Raw genomic sequence first — 21,415 nt, forward strand, 5'->3', positions numbered from 1 at the left:
TTCTTCGTGGGGCCGGGTGGGTGGGCTCGGGGGCTCGCGGCTGGCCTGCGTCGGACCAACCGCTGATCCACTGAGAGCCGCCAAGATTGCCGAGACGTACCTCATCGCTGCCTACGGGATCGCGGTGCGGACGGCGCGCCACGTTGTCCGGCGACGAAGTCGAGTGCTTCGGCGCAGAGGCGGCTCCAGTCGGCGATTCGGCTGCTGGGGATGGCGGCCCATTCCCGAAAGGTCCTGCCAGCCGGCGCGAATGCTTCCGCGGCGGCGACGGCGACGAGCTGTTGGACCCTCGGGGCTGGCAGCTTGACGAGGAGGCGGTCGGTCCTGGTGTCGTAGGAGGCGAAGAACGCGCCGTCGATCCGCAGGCAGGGCAGACCCATCATCGTCGACCGCGAGACCCCGGCACGTGCCAGCATGTGCTCGGTCAGACGCGCGAACTCGTTCCGGTCAGCCGGGTCGCCCGGCGGAGGCGTGGCGCTCACCGTCTGGCCAGCTCGTCCGGTGTGGGCACGCGCTGGTTGACGAACGGGTCGGGGCCGGGATCGGCGCCACTGGCGGCGATGGCCAGCCGGGACAGGTAGTGAGCCCAGCCACCGGCGTGCGCGTCGGCCATCGGGCCAGCGAGGCCATGGTGGACCAGACGTAGACGAGTCCCGGCCGGGGTCGCGACGAGGTCGATCTCGACCGTCGTCGACCCGGGCGGGACCTGCACATCCACGCGTTCCCACCCGTAGGTGAACACCACCCGCCGGGGTGGAATGAGCTCGACGACCTGGCCGCTGCACACGTCGCCGTTGGCGTGCCGCCAGCGCACGACCCCGCCCGGCCGAGGGTCGATGTCGGCGTCGTCGGCGAGCCAGCGGACCAGCATCAGTGGGCTGGTGAGAAGGTCGTAGACGAGGGCGACCGGCGCGTCGATCACGATCTCCTTGACGACGAGTCTCATGCGGTCCCCCGCCGCTCGGTCGCCTCGCTGGCCATGGTCTCGGCGACGACCTTCAAAGTGGCGAGGCGGTCGTCCCAGAAGCCGTCGAGGAGGGCACGGACCTCCCACAGCCGGGTGGGATCGAGCCGGTACAGCCGGGTTGTCCTCTCAGCGCGCATCGTGAGCAGGCCGGCCTCGCGCAGGACTTTCAGATGGCGGCTGGCGTCCGGCCCGGACGCCCCGGCCGCCGCGGCCAGTTCGGTGGCCGTGCGTTCGCCACCGAGCACAAGCCGAAGCATCGCCCGGCGGCGGGGATGAGCCAGGGCGCGCAGCGCGGCGTCGAGCTGGCCCTCCTCCGCTGCCGGTTCGAGCCGGCCGGCCTCGGTCATGGCTCGCGACCCATGACGCCGAGCAGCCGGTCCTGCAACGGGGCCTCGACGGGCACCGCGACCGCCGGGCCGATCAGGCCGGCTTCCCGGCCGCGATCAGGCATCACCGGGACGAACATGTCCCAACACGCCTGGACCAGGTCGGGGTCGAGCCGGGCGCCCTGCCCGGTGGCACTGGCCAGGTCCCAGCTGTGGATCAGAACGTCCATGAACGTGCCCGCGAGCGCCTCCGCAACGGTCCACTCGAATCCCAATGGTGACATACAGCGGCGATCCATCGCGCCTGGCCGCGCCACAGCGTCCAACACGGCGGCAAAACCGACCGCGAACTGGCCTGTCGTGGCGGGACCGGCAGGCGGGACGGGCTGATTGCCGGTGGCCGCGCTCAGAAGGTAGCCTGTGCCGCCGACGAGGTGGTCGACCAGATCCTGCACCGTCCACTTCGCGCACGGCGTCGGCCCGATCAGATGTTCCGCGCACACTCCTGCCATGATCGTGGATGCGTGGGCACTCGCCTGCCGGTACAGGTCCACAGCGGAAGTCACTGCCACACTCGCCTCTTTCACATAGTTGTTAATTAACTAGTATCGCAACTATGTCGCTCGCGCAAGCCGGTCGGGCGACGGCGGCGTGAAGGTCGGTGTCGCCGGTCGGTGGCCGGCCGCGGGCCAGAACGGAGCTGGCTGGCCAGTCCGGGCCAGCGGCGCTCGGAGTAGCCGCGTCCGGAGATGGCTCTGTCTGTTACGACGTCGGAGCCCGCCGCGTCGGAGGCTGCGAGGTCGACGCTGGTCGGCCGGCGCGGGGCTCGCCTACATCCTCACCGTGAGACGTGGTCTTTTCGCGGTGTCGCCGGGTTCGTGGTGCCGGGCGGAGAACTGCCAGGCGACGGCGGCGACCGAGGAGGTCCGGACGGCGGAGTCGAGGCGACCCAGGTCGTAGAGCGCGAGGATCTGCGGCCAGTCGGTGGCTTCGGCGGTCGGGGCCTCGTCGTGGAGCGCGGCGGCCGCGGCCTGGATCTGGTAGGCGCCGACCGGGCCGCGGCCGAGGGTGCGGGTGAGGGTGCGGGTGAGCAGTGCCTGGCCTTCGGTGATCGCGGTGCTGTCCCACAGTTCGCGGCGCTGCTCGTCGAGCGGCACGATCAACCCGTCCGGGCTGGTCCGGGCGCCGCGCCGGGCGTCGGTGAGCAGCATCAGCGCGAGCAGGCCGGCGGCCTCGCCCTCCTGGGGCAGCAGCCGGTGCAGCAGACGTGCCAGCCGGATGGCCTCTGCGGTCAGGTCGGCCCGGTTCAGCGCGGGCCCCGAGCTGGCGGTGTAGCCCTCGTTGAACACGAGATACAGCACCTGCAGGACCATGCCGAGCCGCTCGGGCCAGTCCGGCCGTGGCGGCAGCTCGAACCGGGCGCCGGCGCTCCTGATCCGCTCCTTGGCCCGCGTGATCCGCCTGGCCATCGCAGCCTCGGGGACCAGGAACGCCGAGGCGACCTGCGCGGTCGTCAGACCGCCGACCGCGCGCAGCGTGAGCGCCAGCTGCGACGGCGGCGTCAGCGCGGGATGGCAGCACAGGAACAGCAGCACAAGCGTGTCGTCCTGGCCGGACGCCTCGACGTCGGTGGCGTCGGCGTCCCCGGCTGGCTGACGGCCGGCTCGGTCCAGCGCCGCGACGGTCGCCTCACGGCGGCGAACGCCAGCCGCGGCTCCTATTGGACGGTTCGGTCCAGTTGTGGCTAAGGTGGTCGGATGTCGACGGAGCCGACGACCGCGCGTGGGCGGGCGAGTCGCGAGCGGATCGTCGCCCGGGTCGCGGACGTGGTCGCCCAGCATGGCGTGCGGGCGGTGAGCCTGGAGCAGGTGCTCGCGGTGGCCGGGGCGAGCAAGAGCCAGCTTTACCACTACTTCGGTGGCCGGGATCAGCTGATGGAGGCGGCCGTGGGCTACCGGTGTGACCAGGTGCTCGGCGGGCTGACCGAGGCGTTCGCCACGGTGGCGACCCTGGACGAGCTCGAGCGCACGTTGGGTGGATTCGTCGCCCAGTACGAACAGAGCCCGGCGGGCTGCCCGATCGGAACGCTGGCATCCGATGTCGCCGAGCACAACGAGGGGGCCCGGGCGCGGGTGGCGGGCGCGTTCGCCGCCTGGGAGCGGTTGTTCGTCGACGCGTTCGCACGGATGCGCGCGGCGGGAGAGCTGCGGGCGGACGCCTCGCCGGCGGACCTCGGTACCGCGCTGCTGGCGAGTCTCGAGGGCGGGATGCTCCTGAGCCAGACCCGCCGCGACGGGGCGTCGCTGCGGGTCGCGGTGCAGGCCGCACTCGCGTTCGTCCGCACCTTCGCCAGTTGAACTGGACGATTCCGTCCAACAAACTCTGGACGGGATCGTCCAGTCTCGTCTAGCGTCAGACTGGACGGTTTCGTCCAATCTGAAGGTGGCCATGACCGCCCCACCCGCCTCCATCCTCGCCACCCGCCGCGGCATGCTCACGCTGCTGCTGCTGTGCGCGGTCCAGTTCCTCGACCTCGTCGATTCGTCGATCATGAACGTCGCATTGCCGTCGATCCGGCGCGATCTGGGTTTCTCCCAGCAGGGCCTGCAGTGGGTGCTGTCCGGCTACGTCGTGACCTACGGCGGCTTCCTCCTGCTCGGCGGCCGCGCGGCCGACCTCCTCGGCCGGCGACGCATGCTGGTCGCCGGCACGACCCTGTTCGCGGTGTGTTCCCTTGCCGGCGGGCTCGCCGCGAACGCCGGCATGCTGGTCGGCGCCCGGGTGGCCCAGGGCGTCGGCGCCGCGTTGATGGCTCCGGCCGGCCTGTCGATCCTCACCACTACCTTCACCGACGAACGCGACCGCACCCGGGCGCTTGGCGTGTGGGGCGCGATCAGCGGACTGGGCGCCGCCGTCGGCGTGTTCTGCGGCGGGTTGCTCTCGGAAGGACCTGGCTGGCGCTGGGTGCTGTTCGTCAACATCCCGGTCTGCGTTGCCATCGTCGCCGCCGCGTTCCGCCTCGTCCCGGCTGAACGGCGGGCACAGCCGCGCGTCGGCTTCGACGCCGGCGGGGCGATCCTCGTCACCGGCGGGATGCTGCTGGGCATCTACGCGCTGGTGAAGGCGCCCGACACTGGCTGGGGCACCGCGCACACCATCGGCGAGCTGACCACCGCCGCGCTGCTGCTCGCCGCCTTCGCGGTCAACGAAAGCCGCGTCCGCGATCCGCTGTTCCCCTTCGCCATCCTGCGCGTCAAGGGACTCGCGGCCGCCGACGCCACCCAGCTCCTCGCCTTCGCCGGCTTCCTGTCGATGTTCTTCTTCCTGACGCTCTACATGCAGAACGTGCTCGGCTACTCCCCCATCCAGGGCGGCGCGGCCTACCTGCCCGTCACCGCCGGCATCGTCCTCGCCGCCGGCCTCTCGACACAGCTCATGCCCCGGATCGGAACCCGGCCGATCATCGCCGGCGGCGCACTCATCGCCGCCGCCGGGATGTACTACCTGTCCCGGGTTCCCGTGGCCGGCTCCTACCCCACCGACCTGCTCCCCGGCCTGCTGGTCATGTCCGTCGGGCTCGGCGCCGTGTTCGTCACCGTCACCACCGCCGCCAACGCCGGCGTTCCCGCGGACAAAGCCGGACTCGCCGCCGGGCTGCTCAACACCGCCCTACAACTCGGCTCCGCCCTCGGACTGGCCGTCTTCTCCGCACTCGCCACCGCCCACACCCACCACCTGCTCGCCGAACACACCGCCCCAGCCCAGGCACTCACCTCCGGCCTACAGCGCGCGCTGCTCGCCGGCAGCCTCGCCGTCCTCGCCGCCGCCGTCATCGCCCTGCGCGCACCCAACATCAGAACCCAGACCTCGCGGCCCGACCCAGCGACCGAGACCGGCACACCGCGCTTCGTCACCCCCGTGGCCGAACCGGCCGAATGAGCCGCACTGAGCTCGGCTCCGCCACCCCCGTCCACGCCGGCGAACAGGACCACTCATGACCATGACCGCTGCCACCGCGCCCACGACCCAGACCTACCACCTCTTCATCCGCGCCACCCCCGCACAGATCTGGGACGCGATCACCGACCCCGACCTCAGCTCCGGCTACCTCTTCGGCGCCCTCGTCGAGACCACCGGCGAGATCGGCACACCGTTCCGCTACCACTCACCCGACCGCACCGCCCTCTGGGGCGACGAAACAGTCCTGGACGCCGACCGACCGCACCGCCTGGTCGTCAGCTACCGCGCCCTCTACAACCCCGACCTCGCCGCCGAACCACCCAGCCGGGTCACCTGGAACATCACTCCCGGCGACGACCAGATCAGCCTGCTCACCATCGTCCACGACCACCTCGAGAACGCACCCAAAACCGCCGCGCGCGTCGCGGACACCGGCTGGATGCGCGTCCTGTCCGGCCTCAAGACCCTCCTCGAAACCGGCCAGCCACTCAACGCCAGCTGACGCACAAAGCCCCCATCGACGATCTCCACGACGGCGGCCCTGATCCCGCCGCCGGGCGAATCCGACAGGACGCGGCGGACTTCCCGGCATCCGTACAACGCCCGGCATTCAGGTAGCACCCGCCACCGCCCTGTGGGACATCATCAACTGGGCCGACGTCGTCACCCGCTACACCGCCGCCCGACCGCCTGATCCTCCGCTTCGACGAGGCCATGCCCCTACCGCTCGGCGGTTGCGGATGAACCTCGCCGTCGGCACTGGGCGGGACGCCACCCGCCGCGGAGGTCTAGGTCTGCGACCAGGATGATCGTGGGGACTCGCCGTACGCTACGTCCGCCAGTGGCGGGGTCGGGATTCGTCGGGTACCGGCCGGCGACGGTGAACAGCTCGCGGGTGAAGGGTGCCAGGCCGCCGCTGTCCGTCGGCCGGATCAGCGGCACCGTCGTGGTCTCGCGCAGCTCGATCGGCCTGGCCAGCGTCGAGCCCACCGACGTCACGCGGCACCACCTGCGCCTTCTACCCGATCACTATCGCCAGGGCTGCTAGAGTCGCTGGTGGAGTGCCGGGAAGCCTGGTCGGCGAACAAGGGATAAGTCTCTTTGTCGATCGGGGGTCGCTGCTGTGGTGCTCGTGGCGGTCTTCGGGGTTGCGCTGCTCGTCGCGGTGTTGCTGTCGGGTCTGGCGGCGCGTTCGGTGCTGTCGACCTCCTTTCTTTTTCTTCTCGGTGGCGCGCTGGTCGGTGACGGCTTCCTGGGTCTCGTGCACATCACCGCCGGCAGTGAGATCGTCGGTGTGACGGCCGATCTCGCGCTGTTCGTCGTGCTGTTCACCGACGGTATGCATGTCTCGTTCCCGGCCCTGCGCGGGGCGTGGTGGAACCCGGCCCGGGCGCTGGGTCTGGGTATGCCGCTGGCCTTCGCGGGCATGGCGGTCGTGACGCACCTCCTCGTGGGTCTGGACTGGACGACGTCCTTCCTGGTCGGAGCGGTGCTGGCGCCGACCGACCCGGTGTTCGCCTCCGCGATCGTGGGACGCCGCGAGGTACCGGCCCGGCTACGGCAGCTGCTGAACGTCGAGAGCGGCGTGAACGACGGGCTCGCGCTGCCGGTCGTGCTGCTGCTGATCGCGGCCGCGGGTCCGACGTCCGGGACGGCCGAGGAGTCGTTGTCGACGATCGCGCTGGAGCTGGTAGGCGGACTGGCACTGGGCGTCGCGCTGCCGGTGGTCGTCGCCTGGCTGGTGCGTTTCCGGCTGCTGGGCGCGGAGCCGAAGCTCCAGCCGCTGCTGCCGCTGGCGGTGGGGGTGATTCTGTACGCCACCTGCCATCTCACGCACGCCAACCCCTACCTGGCCGCGTTCTCCGCGGGCGCGGTGCTCGCATCGGTATCACCCGACTCGAAGCATGCGTTCGAGCCGTTGGGGGAGGCATTCGCGGAGCTGAGCAAGTTCGCGGCGCTGTTGGTGTTCGGGTCGCTGCTGACCCCGAGTCTGTTCGGCGACCTTCCGCTCGGCGGGTACGTGGCGGTGGTGCTGGCGATCGTGCTGATACGCCCCGCCTCGCTGCTCCTCTCGCTGGCCGGCAGTCGCTTCAGCCGGCGGGAGAAGCTGACCGCGGCCTGGTTCGGGCCGAAGGGCTTCGCGTCGGTCGTCTACGGACTGCTGGTGCTCGAATCCGGAATTCCGCAGGGCCACCAGGCCTACACGCTGATCGCGGTCTGCATCGCGGTCTCCATCGTGGCGCACAGCAGCACGGACGTTCCGATCGCCCGCATGTTCGACGTCGAGGACCTCGTCGGCATCCCGGACGACGAGCACGGGAAGGACCCATCCGCGATGGCTTCAGCTGCCCTTTCCGACACCGAACGCCCGGACGGCGACAACCTCAGGAACGGGGTCCCGCACCCGGTGGCAGCCGTTCGAGGCGAGGAGACCGACAATGCGAGCACGTGACCTGGCCGTCCCCTACACCTCGGTGACGCTGGACAGCGATGCCCTGGACGCTGCTCGCCTGTTGGCCGAGCAGCGGCTGCCCGGGCTGCTGGTGCTGGACGACGACGGCGTGCCATACGCGGTGCTGCCCGCCTCCCGGCTGGTCAAGATGCTCGTACCCCTGTATGTCATCGAGGACCCGACGCTTGCCGCCGTCGTCGACGAGCGGCACGCCGACCGGCTGTGCCAGGCCCTGTCCGGACGCTCGGTGCGCGACTGCCTGCCGAAGGACCGGCACACTCCCCCGATCGCGGCCCCGGACGACACGGCGCTCGAGGTCGCGGCCCTCATGGCCCGAGAAGCCAGCCCGCTCGTCGCGGTCGTCGAACGGGACGCGGCCGGCTCCCGCACCCTCGGCGTGATCACCGCTGCGCATCTGCTGGACCGCCTTCTCGAGGCTCGATGAGCGACTGGCACAGCTGGGCGGCCATCGCCGTCTTCGTCATCACCTATGTACTGATCATCAGTGAGCGCGTCCACCGCACGGCCGCCGCACTGGGCGGCGCGGCCGGCATGCTCGCGATCACCGCGACCGACGACAAGGCCGCCTTCTACGACGAGCACACGGGCATCGACTGGAACGTCATCTTCCTGCTCCTGGGCATGATGATCATCGTCGGGGTGCTGCGACAGACGGGCGTCTTCGAGTACCTGGCCATCTGGTCGGTCAAACGCGCCCGCGGCAGACCGTTCCGGGTGATGGCCATGCTGGTGGTGATCACGGCGGTCGCCTCGGCGCTGCTGGACAACGTCACCACCGTGCTCCTCGTCGCCCCGGTGACCCTGCTGGTGTGTGAACGCCTCGCGCTGCGCGCGGCACCGTTTCTCATCGCCGAGGTGCTGGCCTCCAACATCGGCGGCACCGCCACCCTCGTCGGCGACCCTCCCAACATCATCATCGCCAGCCGCGCCGGCCTGACGTTCAACGACTTCCTCGTCCACACGCTCCCGATCGCCGCCGTTCTCACCGCCGTCCTGGTCGGCCTGTGCCGGATCATGTTCCGCGGCGAGTTCGTGTACGACGAGAACCTCACGGGCGAAATCATGGAACTGGAGGAGCGCGAGGCCATCCGCAACCCGAGGCTCCTCATCGAGGGCCTCGCGGTGCTCGCCCTCGTCGTCGCGGGATTCGTCCTGCACCCAGTGCTGCACTTCGCCCCCAGCGTGGTCGCCCTCCTCGGCGCCGGACTGCTCATCGCGATCTCCAAAGTCGATACCCGGCAGGTACTGAACGAGGTCGAATGGCCCACACTTGCCTTCTTCGCCGGCCTCTTCATCATGGTCGGCGCCCTGATCGAGACCGGGGTCATCGGCGAGCTCTCCACGTCGCTCGCCGACGCCACCGGCGGGCGCGAGCTCGGCGCGACAATGCTGCTGCTGTTCGGGTCCGCGGTCCTGTCCGCCGTCGTCGACAACATTCCCTACGTCGCCACCATGGCACCGATCACCGCCGACCTGGTGAAGGACATGGGCGGCGGCGCCGACGGACACCACGTCCTGTGGTGGGCCCTCGCCCTCGGCGCCGACCTCGGCGGCAACGCCACCGCCATCGGCGCCTCCGCCAACGTCGTCGTCCTCGGCATCGCCGAACGCAACCGCCAGCCCATCTCGTTCTGGCAGTTCACCAAATACGGCCTCGTCGTCACCGCCGTCACCATCACCCTGTCCGCCGGGTACCTGTGGCTGCGCTACTTCGCGCTCGCCGGCTGAGGACATCCGCCGGCCTGGCAAGCCGGCCGTACCGCGCTGACCAGTTCACCGCCTCCGACCGGGTCTGGCTGAAGTTCCCGCGGGCGTGCCTGGCCTGCTCGTCGGACCGACCGACCAGGAGAGTCCGCCGGCGCTGTCGTTCCTACACACGGTCACATGATCGATGGCAACCCCGTTCACGACCCGCCTACATATCTTGCCAAGCATATAACCATCAGAGTATATTCCAGGCGTGGAGACAGTGTTCGCGATCATCGCGGAGCCCAGCCGGCGGCGCATCCTCGACGCGCTGCGGACCGGCGAGCAGTCGGTCGGGGACCTTGTCGCCACGCTGGGCATGAGCCAGCCCGCGACGTCGAAACAGCTGCGGGTCCTGCGCGACGCCGGCCTCGTATCCAGCCGGATCGACGCGCAGCGCCGGGTCTACCGGATCGAGCCGGCGCCCCTGCGCGCCCTCGACGACTGGCTCGCCCCCTACCGCGCCCTGTGGGCCGACAGCCTCGACGCCCTCGAACGCCACCTGGACGAGACGGCGCGGGCCGAGAACCAGGGCGACCAGCACCGGGGCACCACGGAGCACCGAGACACCACGGCCGACGGCCACTGAGAACACCAGGAGGACCGCATGGCGGCGACCACCGAACGGCTGGGAACGCTCGAACGCGTCGGGGACCGCGCCCGGCTCCGCTACGAGCGACTGCTGCGCCATCCCCGCGAGCGGGTATGGCGCGCCCTGACCGACCCGCGGGACCTGCGAGCATGGTTCCCCACCGGCATCGTCGGCGACCGGGCCGCCGGCGCCGCGCTGACGTTCCCGTTCCCCGACCAGGACCTTCCCGCGATGACCGGTGAGATGCTGCGGTTCGAGCCGCCGGCGGTACTGGAGCTGCGCTGGGGGCCGGACGACATCCTGCGCTTCGAGCTCGCCACCGCCGCCGACGACGACGGGGGCACCGGCTGGTGCGCACTGACACTCGTCGCCGAGTTCACCCCGCTGGGCAAGGCCGCCCGGGACGGCGCCGGCTGGCACGAGTGCCTCGACCTGCTCGCCACCCACCTCGCCGGCGGCGAGCCCTGGGCACCGGGCCAGCGCTGGGCCCCCATCGCCGCCCGCTACCGCGCCGCGTTCGGCCCCGAGGCCTCCGAGCTCGGACCGCCCGACGGCTGGAAGGAACCCACCGACCCGCGCTGACGCCGCGCCCTCCAGAAAGCGCCTGCCGTCACCCGCGCAGCGGGTCGCGGGCGAAGGCGGCCATGCCCTCGTCGCCGTCCTCGCCGGCCGGCTGGAATGGCTCGCCGTGGCCGCGGCCGCCTACCCCCTGTACATCTCCCTGTTCACCGACCTGCCCGGCGACGCCTGGACGCTACGCATCAGCTCGTACGCCCTCGCCGCGGCCATCGTGCTCACGGCCGCGCTCACCCGGTCGGCCCGGTGCCGAACCCGACGAGACCGGCATGTGCCCGGCGGCCCCGCCGGTCAGCTGGCGACCGGAACCTCCGTCGTCCGCTCCGCCGTGTCCGGGGCCTCGACCGCGAGGCGAGGCAGGCCACGGGTGAGCCAGCCCGGCAGCCACCAGGTCGCGCGGCCCAGGAGGGTCAGCGTCGCGGGTAGCAGCACCATCCGGATGACCACGGCGTCGAGGAAGATCGCGCTGGCCAGGCCGATGCCGAAGAGCTGCAGGACATGGCCCCCGCTGAGCGCGAACGAGGCGAAGACCGTCACCATGATCGCCGCGGCGGCCGTGATCACCCGGCCGGTGCTGGCGAGGCCGCGGCGGATCGCGGCCGCGGTGTCGCCGTCGCGCGACCACTCCTCCTGGATCCGGGCGACGAGGAACACCTCGTAGTCCATCGAGAGCCCGAAGACGATGGCGAACAGGATGATCGGCATGAACGGCTCGACGACCGACTGCTGGACGTTCAGGGGGCCGGCGAACCACCCTCGCTCGAAGATCGCCTGAAGGATGCCGAGACAGGCGCCGATGGAGAGCAGGTTCATGACCGCGCCCTGCAGCGGGATCAGCAGGGAGCGGAAGACGAGCAGGAGCAGAAGCGCCGCCACGCCGATGACCAGGCCGACGAAGAGCGGCATCTTGCTGGACAGCCGCTGGGTAAAGTCCACGGAGGCCGCCGTGTAGCCGCCTACGTGGGCCTGGGCTGGGGTGGCCCCGAGAGCGGCCGGGATGACGTCGCCGCGCAGTTCGCCCACCAGGTCCTTGGTCTGCTCGCTCGAGGGCGCTGACGCCGGCGTGACGGTGATGACGGCGGTGTCGCGCGCCGGGTTGATCCGGGCCGGCCCGACGGCGGCGACACCCGGCACATCCGCCAGGCGCGCGCCCAGCCTGTCGGTGACGGTGCTGACATCCGCTCCGGGCAGGGTCACGGCGACGACCAGGGGCCCGTTGAAACCGACGCCGAACGCCGCACTGAGCTGGTCGTACGCCTTGCGGGTCGTGCTCGACGCGGCGTCGGTGCTCGCGCCGCTGAAGGCGAGCCGAAGGTCGAGCGCGGGGCCGGCCAGCGCCACCAGCGCGGCGACCGCCGCCAGCGCGGCCACGGCCGGGCGCCGCTGGATGCCGCGCACCCATCGACCGGCGAGGGTCTCGCCGCCTTCCGCGGGCACGGCGCCGCCCTTGCGCCCCAGTGGCACGGCGCCGCTCCTGCGCCGCGGGAACACGGCTCGGCGCTTGCGGCGCGCGACGCGCGGCCCGACGTACGAGAGCAGCGCGGGCAGGAGGGAGACCGCGCCGGCCAGGACGAACAGGACGCTCAGCGATGCCGCGACCGCGACCCCGGACAGCAGGTTGATGCCGACGGCGTACAGACCGCTCAGCGCGATGACGACCGTCAGGCCGGCGAAGACGACGGACCGGCCGGCGGTGTCCATGGCGACCTCGATCGCGTCCTGGTTGTCGCCGCCGTTGCGCCGGTACGTCTCCCGGAAGCGCGTTACCACGAGCAGGGCGTAGTCGACACCGACGCCGAGCCCGATCATCATCGCGATCTGCTCGGCGAAGTCTGGCACCGTCAGGACGCGGGAGGCCGCCGCGATGAGCCCGGAACTGACCCCGAGCCCGACCAGCGCCGTGGCGATCGGCAGACTCGTCGCCGCCAGCGAGCCGAACGTCAGGAACAAGATGACCATCGCGGCCAGCACGCCGATCGCGGTGGCGGGGCCGACCGACGGACGGTTAAGCTGCTCGATCGCGGCGCCGCCCACCTCGACGTCGAGCTGGGGCGACCGGATCTCCCGCGCGCGGTCGACGACCCGTTGGATCGCCTCGTGCGGGATCGCCTCGGCGACGTCGTCGAACACCACCGTGGCATAGGCCGTTCGCCGGTCCTTCGAGATCGCGAGCGAGCCGTCCGCGCCCTCGTAAGGCGAGATCACCGACGCTACGTGGGGCAGCCCCGCGACCCGTTCCAACATCGGCGCGACGGCGGCGTGCACGGCGGCGTCGGTGACGGCGCCCTCGTCCGCGGTGAGGACGATCTGGTCGACGTCCCCGGCCTCGGCCGGCAGGTTCCTGGCAAGCAGATCCGTCGCGCGCTGTGAGTCGCTGCCCGGCAGCGAGAGCGCGTTGTCGAACCGCGTGCCGGCGGCGGCCGAGATCCCGAAGCCCGCCACGAGGAGTACGAGCCACCCGGCCACGATCATGCGGCGATGCGACGTCGACCACCGGGCGACGCGTCCGAACAGCCCGCGGCGGGCGGGCCCTGGCCGCCCGAGCGGATCTTCCTCGACGGACGAGGACACGCGTGCTTCTCCTTGGTTCGTGGGTGACGTGGAGCGTCCGAGCGTTGTCACTAACTTGAACCTTTCTGTACAAGATAGGACTCAGACGGATGCGCCTGAATCCGGACGGCGGGCTAAGCCGCGGGCGGCGACGGCTTCGGGGCAGAGCGAGACGCCCGTGGCGGCGGCGGGTTGCCCCGCGCGAGTCAGTGCATGGGCCGGGCGTCCGTCGGGAGTCGCCGGGCCCGCGGCACGACCAGAGCCGCGGCGAGCCCGCTGGCGAGTGCCGCGGCCGCGCCGACCGTGAACGCACCGGAGAAGGCGTCCGCCGCCGGGCGCGCCACGACGAGGGCGGTGCCGGCGACGCTCGAGAGCACCGCGACCCCGGCGGCCCCGCCGAGCTCGTGGAAGGTGTTGACGATCGCGGAGCGCAGGCCCGCCTCGGCCGGTTCCGCGTCGCCGAGCGAGGCGGTGAACGCGGTCACGAAGATCGCGCCGATGCCGAGCGCCGCGACGGTGAGCCCGGCCACGAGGAAACCGGCGCCGCCGAACAGCGCGGGCAGCCCGTAGCCGACCGCCGCGAGCGCGAAGCCCACGACCGCGACGATCCGTGCGTCGAGCCGGGTGAGGAGCTGCCCCGCCGTGTGGGCGCCGGCCACGGTGGCGACTGCCGCGGGCAGGAAACAGAGGCCCGTCCGTAGCGCCCCGTAGCCGTGCCCGTGCTGCAGCGCGAAGGAGCCGAGGAAGAAGCCGCCGACGAGGAGCCCGGTGGCGGTCAGCATGAGCACCATGCCGGCGACGACCGGGCGGCGTCGCAGCAGCTCGACGCGCAGCAGCGGGCGCGCCGTCACCCGCTCGACCAGCACGAACGCGGTCCAGAGCACGAGCGCGGCGAGCAGGGGGAGCAGGCAGCGCGCCGACGTCCAGCCGTGGTCGCCCGCGCTGATCAGCCCGTAGATCGCGGCGCCCGTCCCGGCGGTCACGAGCGCGGCGCCGGGCGCATCGAGGCCCCGAACGTCGAGGCCCGAGCCGCCGTCGCCCGGGCTGTCGACGCCCGGGCTGTCGAGGCCCGGGCTGTCGAGGCCGCGGCCGGAGCCGTCGTCCGCCGCGCCCGGAGCCGTCGTCACCAGGGGGATCGCGACCAGCAGCGCGGCTCCGATCGGGACGTTGATGCCGAACACCCAGCGCCACCCCGCCGAGGCGGTGAGGACGCCGCCGAGCACGACTCCGAGCGCGGACCCGATGCCCGCCAGCCCCGACCAGACCGCCAGCGCCCGCTGGCGCGCCGGGCCGCGGAAGACGGCCAGCGCGGTCGCCAGCGCCGCCGGCGACAGCACCGCGGCCGCCGCGCCCTGCAGCGCCCGGCCCACGAGCAGCGCCGCGGCCGACTGAGCTGTCCCCGTCAGTGCCGACGACGCGGTGAACAACACGAGCCCCACCAGGGCGAGCCGGCGCGCGCCGAACCGGTCGGCGAGGCGGCCGCCGGCGAGCATCAGGCCGCCGAAGAACAGCGTGTAGACCGTCATCACCCAGGCGACGGCGCCGCGGGAGAGCCGCAGGCCGGCGCCGATGTCTGGCAGCGCGACGTTCACCACCGTCACATCCAGCACCAGCATCAGCTGGGCCGTCGCGAGCAGCCCCAGCACCAGCCAGCGCCGCGGCGCGACGACACCGGGTGTCGCCGCGGGCGAGTCCACGGCCGTCATCCCAACCTCCGCTACCTTGAACAGAAATGTACGGGTACCGGGAACGCTACCATGGAACTCGTACATGCCAGTACAGGTTTACGGGCGACGACCGGGAGGCTCGGTGCGGGAGCGGTCAGTGCGGGAGCGGTCAGTGCGGGTGGAGTCGGTGCCGGACCACTCCACGGCGGCCGCGAGCACCGGCTCGGCCAGGCCGCGCGCACAGCGGGCCGACGCGCGCCGCAACGTCGAGGCGATCCTCGACGCGGCCACACAGTGCCTGCGGCGCGACGCCGACGTCAGCGTCGCGGACATCGCCACCGCGGCCGGCGTCGGGCGGATCACCCTCTACGGCCACTTCAAGACCCGGGCCGAGCTGGTCGACGCCGTCCTGGTCCGGACGATCGAGTCGGCCCACGCGACGCTGGACAGCGTCGACCTCGCCGACGACCCCGCCCAGGCGCTCGCCAGCCTGGTGACGTCGTCCTGGCGGATCGTCGAGCAGTTCCGCGGCGTGCTGCACGCGGCGCAGCGCGAGCTGCCGCCGGAACGGATCAGGGACGTGCACGACCGGGTCCTGGACCCCGTCGCTGCCCTGATCGAGCACGGGCGCCAGGCCGGCGTGTTCCGCGACGACCTGCCCACGTCCTGGCTGGTGACGGTCGCGATGAGCCTCATGCACGCGGCCGCCGAGGACGTCGACAACGGCCGCCTGGAGGCGGCCGACGCGGCGTCCTACCTGGTCACGACCCTGCTGGCCGCCTTCACCGCCCCGGCCCGCCCCGGCCCGCCCCGGCCCGAGCGATCGCCCCGGTCCTCCCGGTAGCGGGTACCGCGACTTCCGCGTCGGGCCGTCTTCTCGCGCCTTAGCGCGAGCAGGCGGCCAGCGACGGCTAAGACCGGGCCCAACGGGACGAGCACCGGGCGGGCGGATGGGGTCGGGGTGCGGCCACCGCGGCTACTGATCGGACAGGTCGATCCCGATATTCCCGGCCGCGGGTGTCGAGAGCGCGACGCGGGGCGGTGGCGTCCGAGAGGCCGCCTCCTTCCACCAGAAGGCGGAACAGCGAAACCAGAGGTATCACGAGTAAGAAGTGCCAGCCGAGCGGGATGACGGCGATCGATAACCCGCCGGCCGCCGTCCTACCCGAACCGGGCTACCGCCCGACGCACGAGAACTTAAGCGCCGGTGAGCCGCCCTTGGACACCGGTACCGCGCTCACCCCCTCGTCGTACCCGTACGGTCGTGTGCTGTCGAGCCGATTGCGGGTGTGAAGGTGGCCCCGCGCCGCGCCTCGGCCAACGGATCCGCCACCTCGCCCATCGCTCCTCGGCCGGACGCCGTCACCCACAACGCGACCGACCTGCGTGCCCCATGACACCGGCTCGCGCTCCGCCACCCACGACCTACTATGCAACGTAGTCGACGCGGCTTCGACGGCTGGTCGAACCTGGACGCTGCGACGAGATCCACCGGATAGGGGGCTTCTTGTGAATCCCATCCATCGCATCTACTGCCGTTCCAGGCGGTGGGCGTGCCACCTCACCGACCTGTTGCCATGGGCTACTGCCGATGTGCGGCTCACGGGCCAACGCGTGCTCGAACTGGGCAGCGGACCAGGACAGACGACGAACTGGCTGTTGCCACGTGCCGGGTCACTCACCGCAGTCGAGTACGACACGGCGGATGCGAGCGCATTGGCGGCGCGCCTCCCCAACGTGGAGGTCCTACACGCGGACGCCACCGACCTCCCGTGCCCCGACGAGTCGTTCGACGTGGTGGTCTGCTTCACCATGCTTCATCATGTGGCGACCACGCCCTTGCAGAACCGGCTCTTCGCCGAGGCTCGGCGTGTGCTTCGGCCGGGAGGTATTTTCGCCGGCTCCGATAGCCGGTGGGGCCCGCTGTTCGCGGTAGCGCACATCGGTGACACCATGCATCTGGTCAACCCACGCACCTTAGCTCCTCGCCTGGTGACCGCTGGTTTCACGGAACCGCGGATAGACACGCGTTGGAGAACTTTCCGCTTTCGCGCCATCGCCCCGTCGTGATCTGCGGGCCGCGGCGCGGATTGCCCGCCCTCCGACGAACTGGAGGGCCAGCGTCGGAGCGGCAACGGTGATCACGTTCGACGAGCGCGGCGACGGCGACCACCGCCAGCGCGGGAACCCGCACAGCGGCCAGGGTCGCCGGGGCGCCGAGCACGGACGGGAACGGCCGGTCGAGGGGCTCTACGCGGAAACTCCGAACAGATCGACGAGCAGGGCGGCAGCGGTCTCGGGGGCGCGGACGGTCAGGACCAGCGCAAGGTGAAGAGTGAAGGCAAGGAGCGTTGCACGCTACGGCCCCGCGCCGGGTCGAGGCCGACCACGACCCTGATCTCCCACACACCGGGAGACCGCTCACGCAGCGACCCTCTGCCGCGGGGTGCGCGCTGCCTGTCATCCCTATAAAGCGTCGCCATCCCTACAGCTATAGGGATGGCTACCGTTCCCGCAGGTCACACATGGTTTCCGGCTGCCTGTGTGCCCACATGCTGCGGAAGCCGGGTCGAGGTCGTCGGCGATGTCCTGGTCGTCGAGCGGTGTGGCGTGGGAGTAGTGGCGCAGGGTGGTGGCGGGGTTGCGGTGGCCGAGGCGGGCCTGGGCTTTACTCGACATCCTCGCCTGGGGTGATCGGGATCAGGATGTTGTCGGAGGACACGGTGAAGCTGGTGTTCTCAAAGTTGTTCGCCGTGCACGTCACGGCGCTCTGGGAGACCGTGTAGGTGGCGCCGCCCAGGTCGATGATGTCACCGGAGCGGGCCTGGTAGGGGTGCGCGGACAACTCCCACGGCTGTTCACCAGCGCACGTGGTGGTGGTCGGGTGGAAGCCGAAGTCCAGGTGCACGGTGAACCACGTCATGCCGACGCAAGGGTCGTGGGCGGTGGGGCCGGTGTAGTTCTTGACGAAGCAGGTGGTGCTCTGAGTCGTCGGGTCGGTGTCCCGGATCGGCACGTGCCGGGTTTTCTCCGCCTGGACCTCTGAGTTGTCACAGTCGATGTTCCCGTCCGAGGTGATGAACTCAGTGTCGTGCACCTTGGGGCGGTTGTTGACCACCTGCAGCCGGGCGAAGAATGATTCTCTACCGAGGGTGGCCCACTGCACGGCCTCGCGTGCCGTTCTGCCGAGCTCAGGGATCGACCTGTAGCGAGCCAGAACTCGATTTGGCGGTGTAGCCTGCGGCTTCGCTGTCGGGTTGGGCGGCGCGACGGCGCTCGTTGATCGCGCCTCCCAGGATCTTGCGGCGGTGGATCGGGCCTGCGCTGGCGCCGGACCGCGAGAACGAGCCTCGTCACGGCCGGGGGCGGCGCGCCCTGGCTTCCGCGCCGAGCTGGCCGCCCGGACGCTCACCCGGGAAGGGCGGGGCGCGGGCGGTGCCGGCGCAGCGGCGGCGGCCGGAGAGCCTGGGTCGCGTCCGGAGCGAGATCCCCCGTTCGCGCGCGCGCCCACGCAACCAGCCCGACGACGTCGATACCATGCGGCGCGGCGGCCGCGTACGGGGCGATGGCATCAGCCGACCGCGACAGCAGCGCCACCGCGCTCCTAGCGTTGCCGCGCGCCGCGTGGGTGAGGCCGACCGCGAACTGAGCCAATCCCCGCCACAATGCGCGCTCGTCGGGTGGCGCGGTCTTCCAGGTGTTTTCCAGGACCTCGTGGGCGTGGAACGGCATCCCCGCATCGAGCAGCCGCTGCGCCGCCGTCAAGGCCTCATCCGGCGAGTACCCCACGACTTCGGACTGCCACACGACCCCCTCGGCGCCGCGTGGCAGCGGCCTGCCCAGCTTGTCGCGCGGCCGCGCGTTCCGCGCCCGGCCGCCGTCGTCGCGATCTCGTTCAGGCCCTGGTACGGAGCGCGTCATCGCGCGCGACCCGTCGAGTCCTCCAGCAAACGCACACCCACCATGCTCGCAGACGTCGCGGGGGAACCCCTACGACGACGTGTACCGTGCGTGCGCGGTCGTCGATGCGGTTCTGGCTTACCCGCACCAGCCGCGCCTTCTTGGCCCAGGCGAAGACCAGGCTCGGGTGCGGTAGCCGCCGACTCGAACCCCCATAACCGGCACCCCGCGAGTTCAACGTCAGTAAGGAGCTTGCCGTTGCCGACGAGGTAGGTGGCGACGCCGTGGCGGAGCCGGTGTAGCGCGGCCCGTTCGACGCCGGCGGCTCGGCCGAGGCGGCGGAACCGGTGCGAGAGCGCGTCCGCGGTGATGAAGGTGCTGCGGTCGGGTGACGCTGTGAAGATCCAGTCGGCGTTCGGGGTGCCGGCGCGTGCGGTCCAGGTCTCGAAATGCCTGTTGATCATGTCGTTGGTGGTCTGGCCGAGGGTGAGACGGCGGGTGCGTTTCGACTTCGTCGGGCCGAGCTCCCCCGCGGACAGCCCTCGCCCGATGGTCAGAATGCGGCCGTCGAGATCGCCGCGGCGCAGGCAGGCCAGTTCTCCTCGTCGGGCGCCGGAGTCGGCCGCGACCCTGACCAGCAGCGGCCAGGGCCTCGGCGGTCCGCCACGCCACCGGGGCCTGCCTCGCTTCCCCGATTCCCCGCGACCGGGCGGCGCGCACCGCGCGGACGGCGTCGCCGCCGATGGACTTCACCGCGGCGTAGACGTCGTCCACGAGCGAAACCGACCCGTCGTCCGACACCGACCAGAGCATTCCGACGACGTGGCGGTATCCGGCGAGCTGGAACGCCAAGGTGAGATGGATCGCCTCGTCCAGCAGAGCCGGCCCCGTTCGCGCTGTGGAGCAGGCGGACAGGTACATGCATCCACAACGGCCTGAAGATCTTGCGACGGTCGTGACGTCGCGGCGCACTGAGCCCGACGGCTTCCGCCACCCTCAAGGAGCATGGCCAGGCTCATGGGAGCAATGGCTGCCAGCCGTGGTCGAACAGACAGACGACCTGCCCCGACGCGACGAACTCACGAGCTACCACGGCAAGCGCTCACCTTCGAGCAGCGGCATCTACGTGTTCGGCGCCGTGCGCGCCGGTGCCTCGGGCTTCCTGTTGAAGCGCACCCGCCCCGAGGAGCTCATCGCCGCGGTGCATACCATCGCGGCCGGCGACGCGCTGCTGTCGCCGTCGGTGACCCGGCGGGTGATCGACAGGATGGCCCGGCACCCCGTCCCGGAGCTGGTTGGGACGCGGGAGCTCGCCGAGCTCACCCGCCGCGAACGCGAGGTCCTCGAGCTGATGGCGCAGGGTCTGTCCAACCGCGAGATCGCGAACCGGCTGGTGGTCGAGGAGTCCACCGTCCGCACCCACGCCAAGCGGCTCCTGGCCAAGCTCGGCCTCCGCGACCGAATCCAGGCAGTGATCTTCGCCTATGAGACCGGAATCAACCAGCCCGGCGGCACGATGGCGCCCTGACCGGTCGATCGTGTCTCGCCACCGCCGTCGAACGCGCAGGCCGGCGTGGCCCAGCAGACGGGCAGAAGCTGGCCGACCGCATCAAGATGGCCCTGTCGAGGTCGCGGCGATCAATGTTCGGTTGCGTGCTCGTGCCAGGCTGCGAGATCAGCGCGCGGAGCGTGTGCCGCGACGTCCGCGGCGATGGCGGCCGGGGGACAGTGGGTCGCGTCGTCGACGAGGGCTGGCACCGTCGGCACGGCGACCGGCAGGAGTAGCAGTGCGGCGGCGCCGGCGGCGGCGAGGTAGCGCGCGGCCAGGCTGAGGGGACGGCTGGGGGCGAGCAGACGGCGCACTCGTTCGGCGGCACCGACGCCGGCCATCCCGAGCGCGGGCGCGGGTACCTGGCCGGCGACCAGGTCGAGCAGGGCGCGGGCGACGGTACGTGGGGTGGTGCGGCGGGCGGCGCTGTCGTCGGCGGCCATCTCGACCAGGCGGCGTACCTCGTCGTCGGCGGCGGTGAACAGGGGCAGTCTGGGGAAGGCCCGGGCGAGTACCGCGGTGATGGTGGTGATCAGGTAGTGGTGGCCGCGCAGGTGGGCGTGCTCGTGGGCGATCACGGCGTCCAGCATCGGCGGGTCGAGCAGCGCGAGGGCGCCCTCGGAGACGACGACCATGCGACGCCGCGTGGGCAGGCAGTAGACAGCCGGGACGGGATGCTCGACGACGAGGATGTCGTCGCGGGTGGGGTGGCGACGGCCGAGTATCCGCAGCGCGGCGGCGTGCCGGCGCCGCAACCGCCGCTGCGGCCATGCGACGGTCGCCGTTGCGTACAGGATGCGCACCGCGATCACCGCCAGGACACCGACTCCGGCTGCGTCCATGGCCAGCGACAAGGCGGTGCGGGAGACGTGGTGCAGCGAGATGCCGCACGCCATGGCCAGCGAGATGATCGCGTGGCCGACGGTCAGCAGTGGCACGACCAGCAGGGCGCCGACGAGGCAGACCGCGGCGACCGCGGACAGGCATGCGGCGATCCAGACGCCGATGCCCAGCCTCGGTGCCCTGCGGGTCCAGCCGGCGGCGCGCAGCAGCCGCGGCGCGAGGAACAGCATGATCAGGATGTAGCCGGTCAGCAGCGGGGCCGCCAC

23 protein-coding genes and 1 pseudogene are annotated in these 21,415 nt (G+C 71.4%); 12 read left to right on the top strand and 12 right to left on the bottom strand.

All coding sequences use genetic code 11. The features are described from left to right. Positions 1-101: 101 nt before the first annotated feature. The 5 genes from QOZ89_RS24005 to QOZ89_RS24025 all read right to left on the bottom strand — a co-directional run bounded on the left by QOZ89_RS24005 (position 102) and on the right by QOZ89_RS24025 (position 2,888). Positions 102-482 (bottom strand): hypothetical protein, encoded by a 381-nt coding sequence (locus tag QOZ89_RS24005; protein ID WP_312625372.1) that lies wholly within the window; start codon positions 480-482, stop codon positions 102-104. Next, positions 479-946, bottom strand: coding sequence for an SRPBCC family protein (locus QOZ89_RS24010; RefSeq protein WP_312625373.1), 468 nt, complete (start codon positions 944-946; stop codon positions 479-481). Before QOZ89_RS24010 ends, QOZ89_RS24005 begins: the two co-directional genes overlap by 4 nt. Further along, positions 943-1,314: an ArsR/SmtB family transcription factor gene (locus QOZ89_RS24015; protein ID WP_071047341.1), complete on the bottom strand. Its 372-nt coding sequence runs from the start codon at positions 1,312-1,314 to the stop codon at positions 943-945. The genes QOZ89_RS24010 and QOZ89_RS24015 overlap by 4 nt, the downstream gene beginning before the upstream one ends. Continuing rightward, positions 1,311-1,865, bottom strand: a complete 555-nt coding sequence (locus tag QOZ89_RS24020) for a TIGR03086 family metal-binding protein (protein WP_116271439.1) — start codon at positions 1,863-1,865, stop codon at positions 1,311-1,313. The genes QOZ89_RS24015 and QOZ89_RS24020 overlap by 4 nt, the downstream gene beginning before the upstream one ends. A gap of 258 nt (positions 1,866-2,123) precedes the next feature. Continuing rightward, complete coding sequence (locus QOZ89_RS24025; RefSeq protein ID WP_312625374.1) at positions 2,124-2,888, bottom strand: RNA polymerase sigma factor; 765 nt, start codon at positions 2,886-2,888, stop codon at positions 2,124-2,126. A gap of 162 nt (positions 2,889-3,050) precedes the next feature. On the opposite strand from QOZ89_RS24025, the gene QOZ89_RS24030 reads away from it, so the two are divergent. The 9 genes from QOZ89_RS24030 to QOZ89_RS24070 all read left to right on the top strand — a co-directional run bounded on the left by QOZ89_RS24030 (position 3,051) and on the right by QOZ89_RS24070 (position 10,646). Beyond that, positions 3,051-3,650, top strand: coding sequence for a TetR/AcrR family transcriptional regulator (locus tag QOZ89_RS24030; protein ID WP_312625376.1), 600 nt, complete (start codon positions 3,051-3,053; stop codon positions 3,648-3,650). A 91-nt stretch (positions 3,651-3,741) separates the two neighbouring features. Next, a complete protein-coding gene (locus tag QOZ89_RS24035) occupies positions 3,742-5,232 on the top strand; it encodes an MFS transporter (RefSeq protein ID WP_071047339.1) in 1,491 nt (496 codons plus the stop codon). A 55-nt stretch (positions 5,233-5,287) separates the two neighbouring features. Beyond that, positions 5,288-5,755, top strand: coding sequence for an SRPBCC domain-containing protein (locus tag QOZ89_RS24040; RefSeq protein WP_071047338.1), 468 nt, complete (start codon positions 5,288-5,290; stop codon positions 5,753-5,755). A 339-nt stretch (positions 5,756-6,094) separates the two neighbouring features. Then, complete coding sequence (locus tag QOZ89_RS24045; RefSeq protein ID WP_312625379.1) at positions 6,095-6,301, top strand: hypothetical protein; 207 nt, start codon at positions 6,095-6,097, stop codon at positions 6,299-6,301. Between the two features lie 75 nt (positions 6,302-6,376). After that, the gene (locus QOZ89_RS24050) at positions 6,377-7,705 is read left to right on the top strand and encodes a cation:proton antiporter (protein ID WP_312625381.1); all 1,329 of its coding nucleotides are present in this window, start codon (positions 6,377-6,379) and stop codon (positions 7,703-7,705) included. Further along, positions 7,692-8,150: a CBS domain-containing protein gene (locus QOZ89_RS24055; protein ID WP_071047336.1), complete on the top strand. Its 459-nt coding sequence runs from the start codon at positions 7,692-7,694 to the stop codon at positions 8,148-8,150. Before QOZ89_RS24050 ends, QOZ89_RS24055 begins: the two co-directional genes overlap by 14 nt. Then, the gene (locus QOZ89_RS24060) at positions 8,147-9,454 is read left to right on the top strand and encodes an ArsB/NhaD family transporter (protein WP_071047335.1); all 1,308 of its coding nucleotides are present in this window, start codon (positions 8,147-8,149) and stop codon (positions 9,452-9,454) included. Before QOZ89_RS24055 ends, QOZ89_RS24060 begins: the two co-directional genes overlap by 4 nt. Positions 9,455-9,686: 232 nt before the next feature. Next, on the top strand, positions 9,687-10,061 hold the full coding sequence (locus tag QOZ89_RS24065; protein WP_071047334.1) for an ArsR/SmtB family transcription factor: 375 nt from the start codon (positions 9,687-9,689) through the stop codon (positions 10,059-10,061). An 18-nt stretch (positions 10,062-10,079) separates the two neighbouring features. Next, positions 10,080-10,646 carry an SRPBCC domain-containing protein gene (locus QOZ89_RS24070; protein ID WP_071047333.1) on the top strand — a complete coding sequence of 189 codons (567 nt, stop codon included), beginning with the start codon at positions 10,080-10,082 and terminating at the stop codon, positions 10,644-10,646. Positions 10,647-10,931: 285 nt separating this feature from the next. Here QOZ89_RS24070 and QOZ89_RS24075 read toward each other — a convergent pair whose 3' ends face one another. Beyond that, entirely contained in the window at positions 10,932-13,211 is a 2,280-nt protein-coding gene (locus tag QOZ89_RS24075) for an MMPL family transporter (RefSeq protein WP_312625387.1), read from the bottom strand. 185 nt (positions 13,212-13,396) lie between these two features. Continuing rightward, entirely contained in the window at positions 13,397-14,896 is a 1,500-nt protein-coding gene (locus tag QOZ89_RS24080; protein ID WP_312625389.1) for an MFS transporter, read from the bottom strand. A gap of 64 nt (positions 14,897-14,960) precedes the next feature. Here QOZ89_RS24080 and QOZ89_RS24085 point away from each other — a divergent pair, with 64 nt between their 5' ends. Next, entirely contained in the window at positions 14,961-15,701 is a 741-nt protein-coding gene (locus QOZ89_RS24085) for a TetR/AcrR family transcriptional regulator (protein ID WP_312625391.1), read from the top strand. A gap of 665 nt (positions 15,702-16,366) precedes the next feature. Then, the gene (locus QOZ89_RS24090; protein ID WP_312625393.1) at positions 16,367-16,927 is read left to right on the top strand and encodes a class I SAM-dependent methyltransferase; all 561 of its coding nucleotides are present in this window, start codon (positions 16,367-16,369) and stop codon (positions 16,925-16,927) included. Positions 16,928-17,525: 598 nt separating this feature from the next. Here QOZ89_RS24090 and QOZ89_RS24095 read toward each other — a convergent pair. From QOZ89_RS24095 to QOZ89_RS47555, 4 genes and pseudogenes are all read right to left on the bottom strand, one after another. Further along, positions 17,526-18,023 carry a hypothetical protein gene (locus QOZ89_RS24095; protein WP_312625395.1) on the bottom strand — a complete coding sequence of 166 codons (498 nt, stop codon included), beginning with the start codon at positions 18,021-18,023 and terminating at the stop codon, positions 17,526-17,528. Between the two features lie 242 nt (positions 18,024-18,265). Next, positions 18,266-18,664: a DUF309 domain-containing protein gene (locus QOZ89_RS24100; protein WP_083418248.1), complete on the bottom strand. Its 399-nt coding sequence runs from the start codon at positions 18,662-18,664 to the stop codon at positions 18,266-18,268. A gap of 110 nt (positions 18,665-18,774) precedes the next feature. After that, positions 18,775-19,398 carry a tyrosine-type recombinase/integrase gene (locus QOZ89_RS47550; protein WP_083418241.1) on the bottom strand — a complete coding sequence of 208 codons (624 nt, stop codon included), beginning with the start codon at positions 19,396-19,398 and terminating at the stop codon, positions 18,775-18,777. 82 nt (positions 19,399-19,480) lie between these two features. Then, a pseudogene (locus QOZ89_RS47555) lies at positions 19,481-19,678 on the bottom strand (CHAT domain-containing protein); the annotation flags it as partial. 118 nt (positions 19,679-19,796) lie between these two features. On the opposite strand from QOZ89_RS47555, the gene QOZ89_RS24110 reads away from it, so the two are divergent. Further along, the gene (locus QOZ89_RS24110; RefSeq protein ID WP_312625399.1) at positions 19,797-20,285 is read left to right on the top strand and encodes a LuxR C-terminal-related transcriptional regulator; all 489 of its coding nucleotides are present in this window, start codon (positions 19,797-19,799) and stop codon (positions 20,283-20,285) included. A gap of 110 nt (positions 20,286-20,395) precedes the next feature. Here the strand turns inward: QOZ89_RS24110 and QOZ89_RS24115 are convergent, their stop codons facing one another. Then, positions 20,396-21,415, bottom strand: a complete 1,020-nt coding sequence (locus QOZ89_RS24115; RefSeq protein WP_083418240.1) for a M56 family metallopeptidase — start codon at positions 21,413-21,415, stop codon at positions 20,396-20,398.

The organism is Pseudofrankia coriaricola (assembly GCF_032027725.1).
GTDB lineage: Bacteria > Actinomycetota > Actinomycetes > Frankiales > Frankiaceae > Pseudofrankia.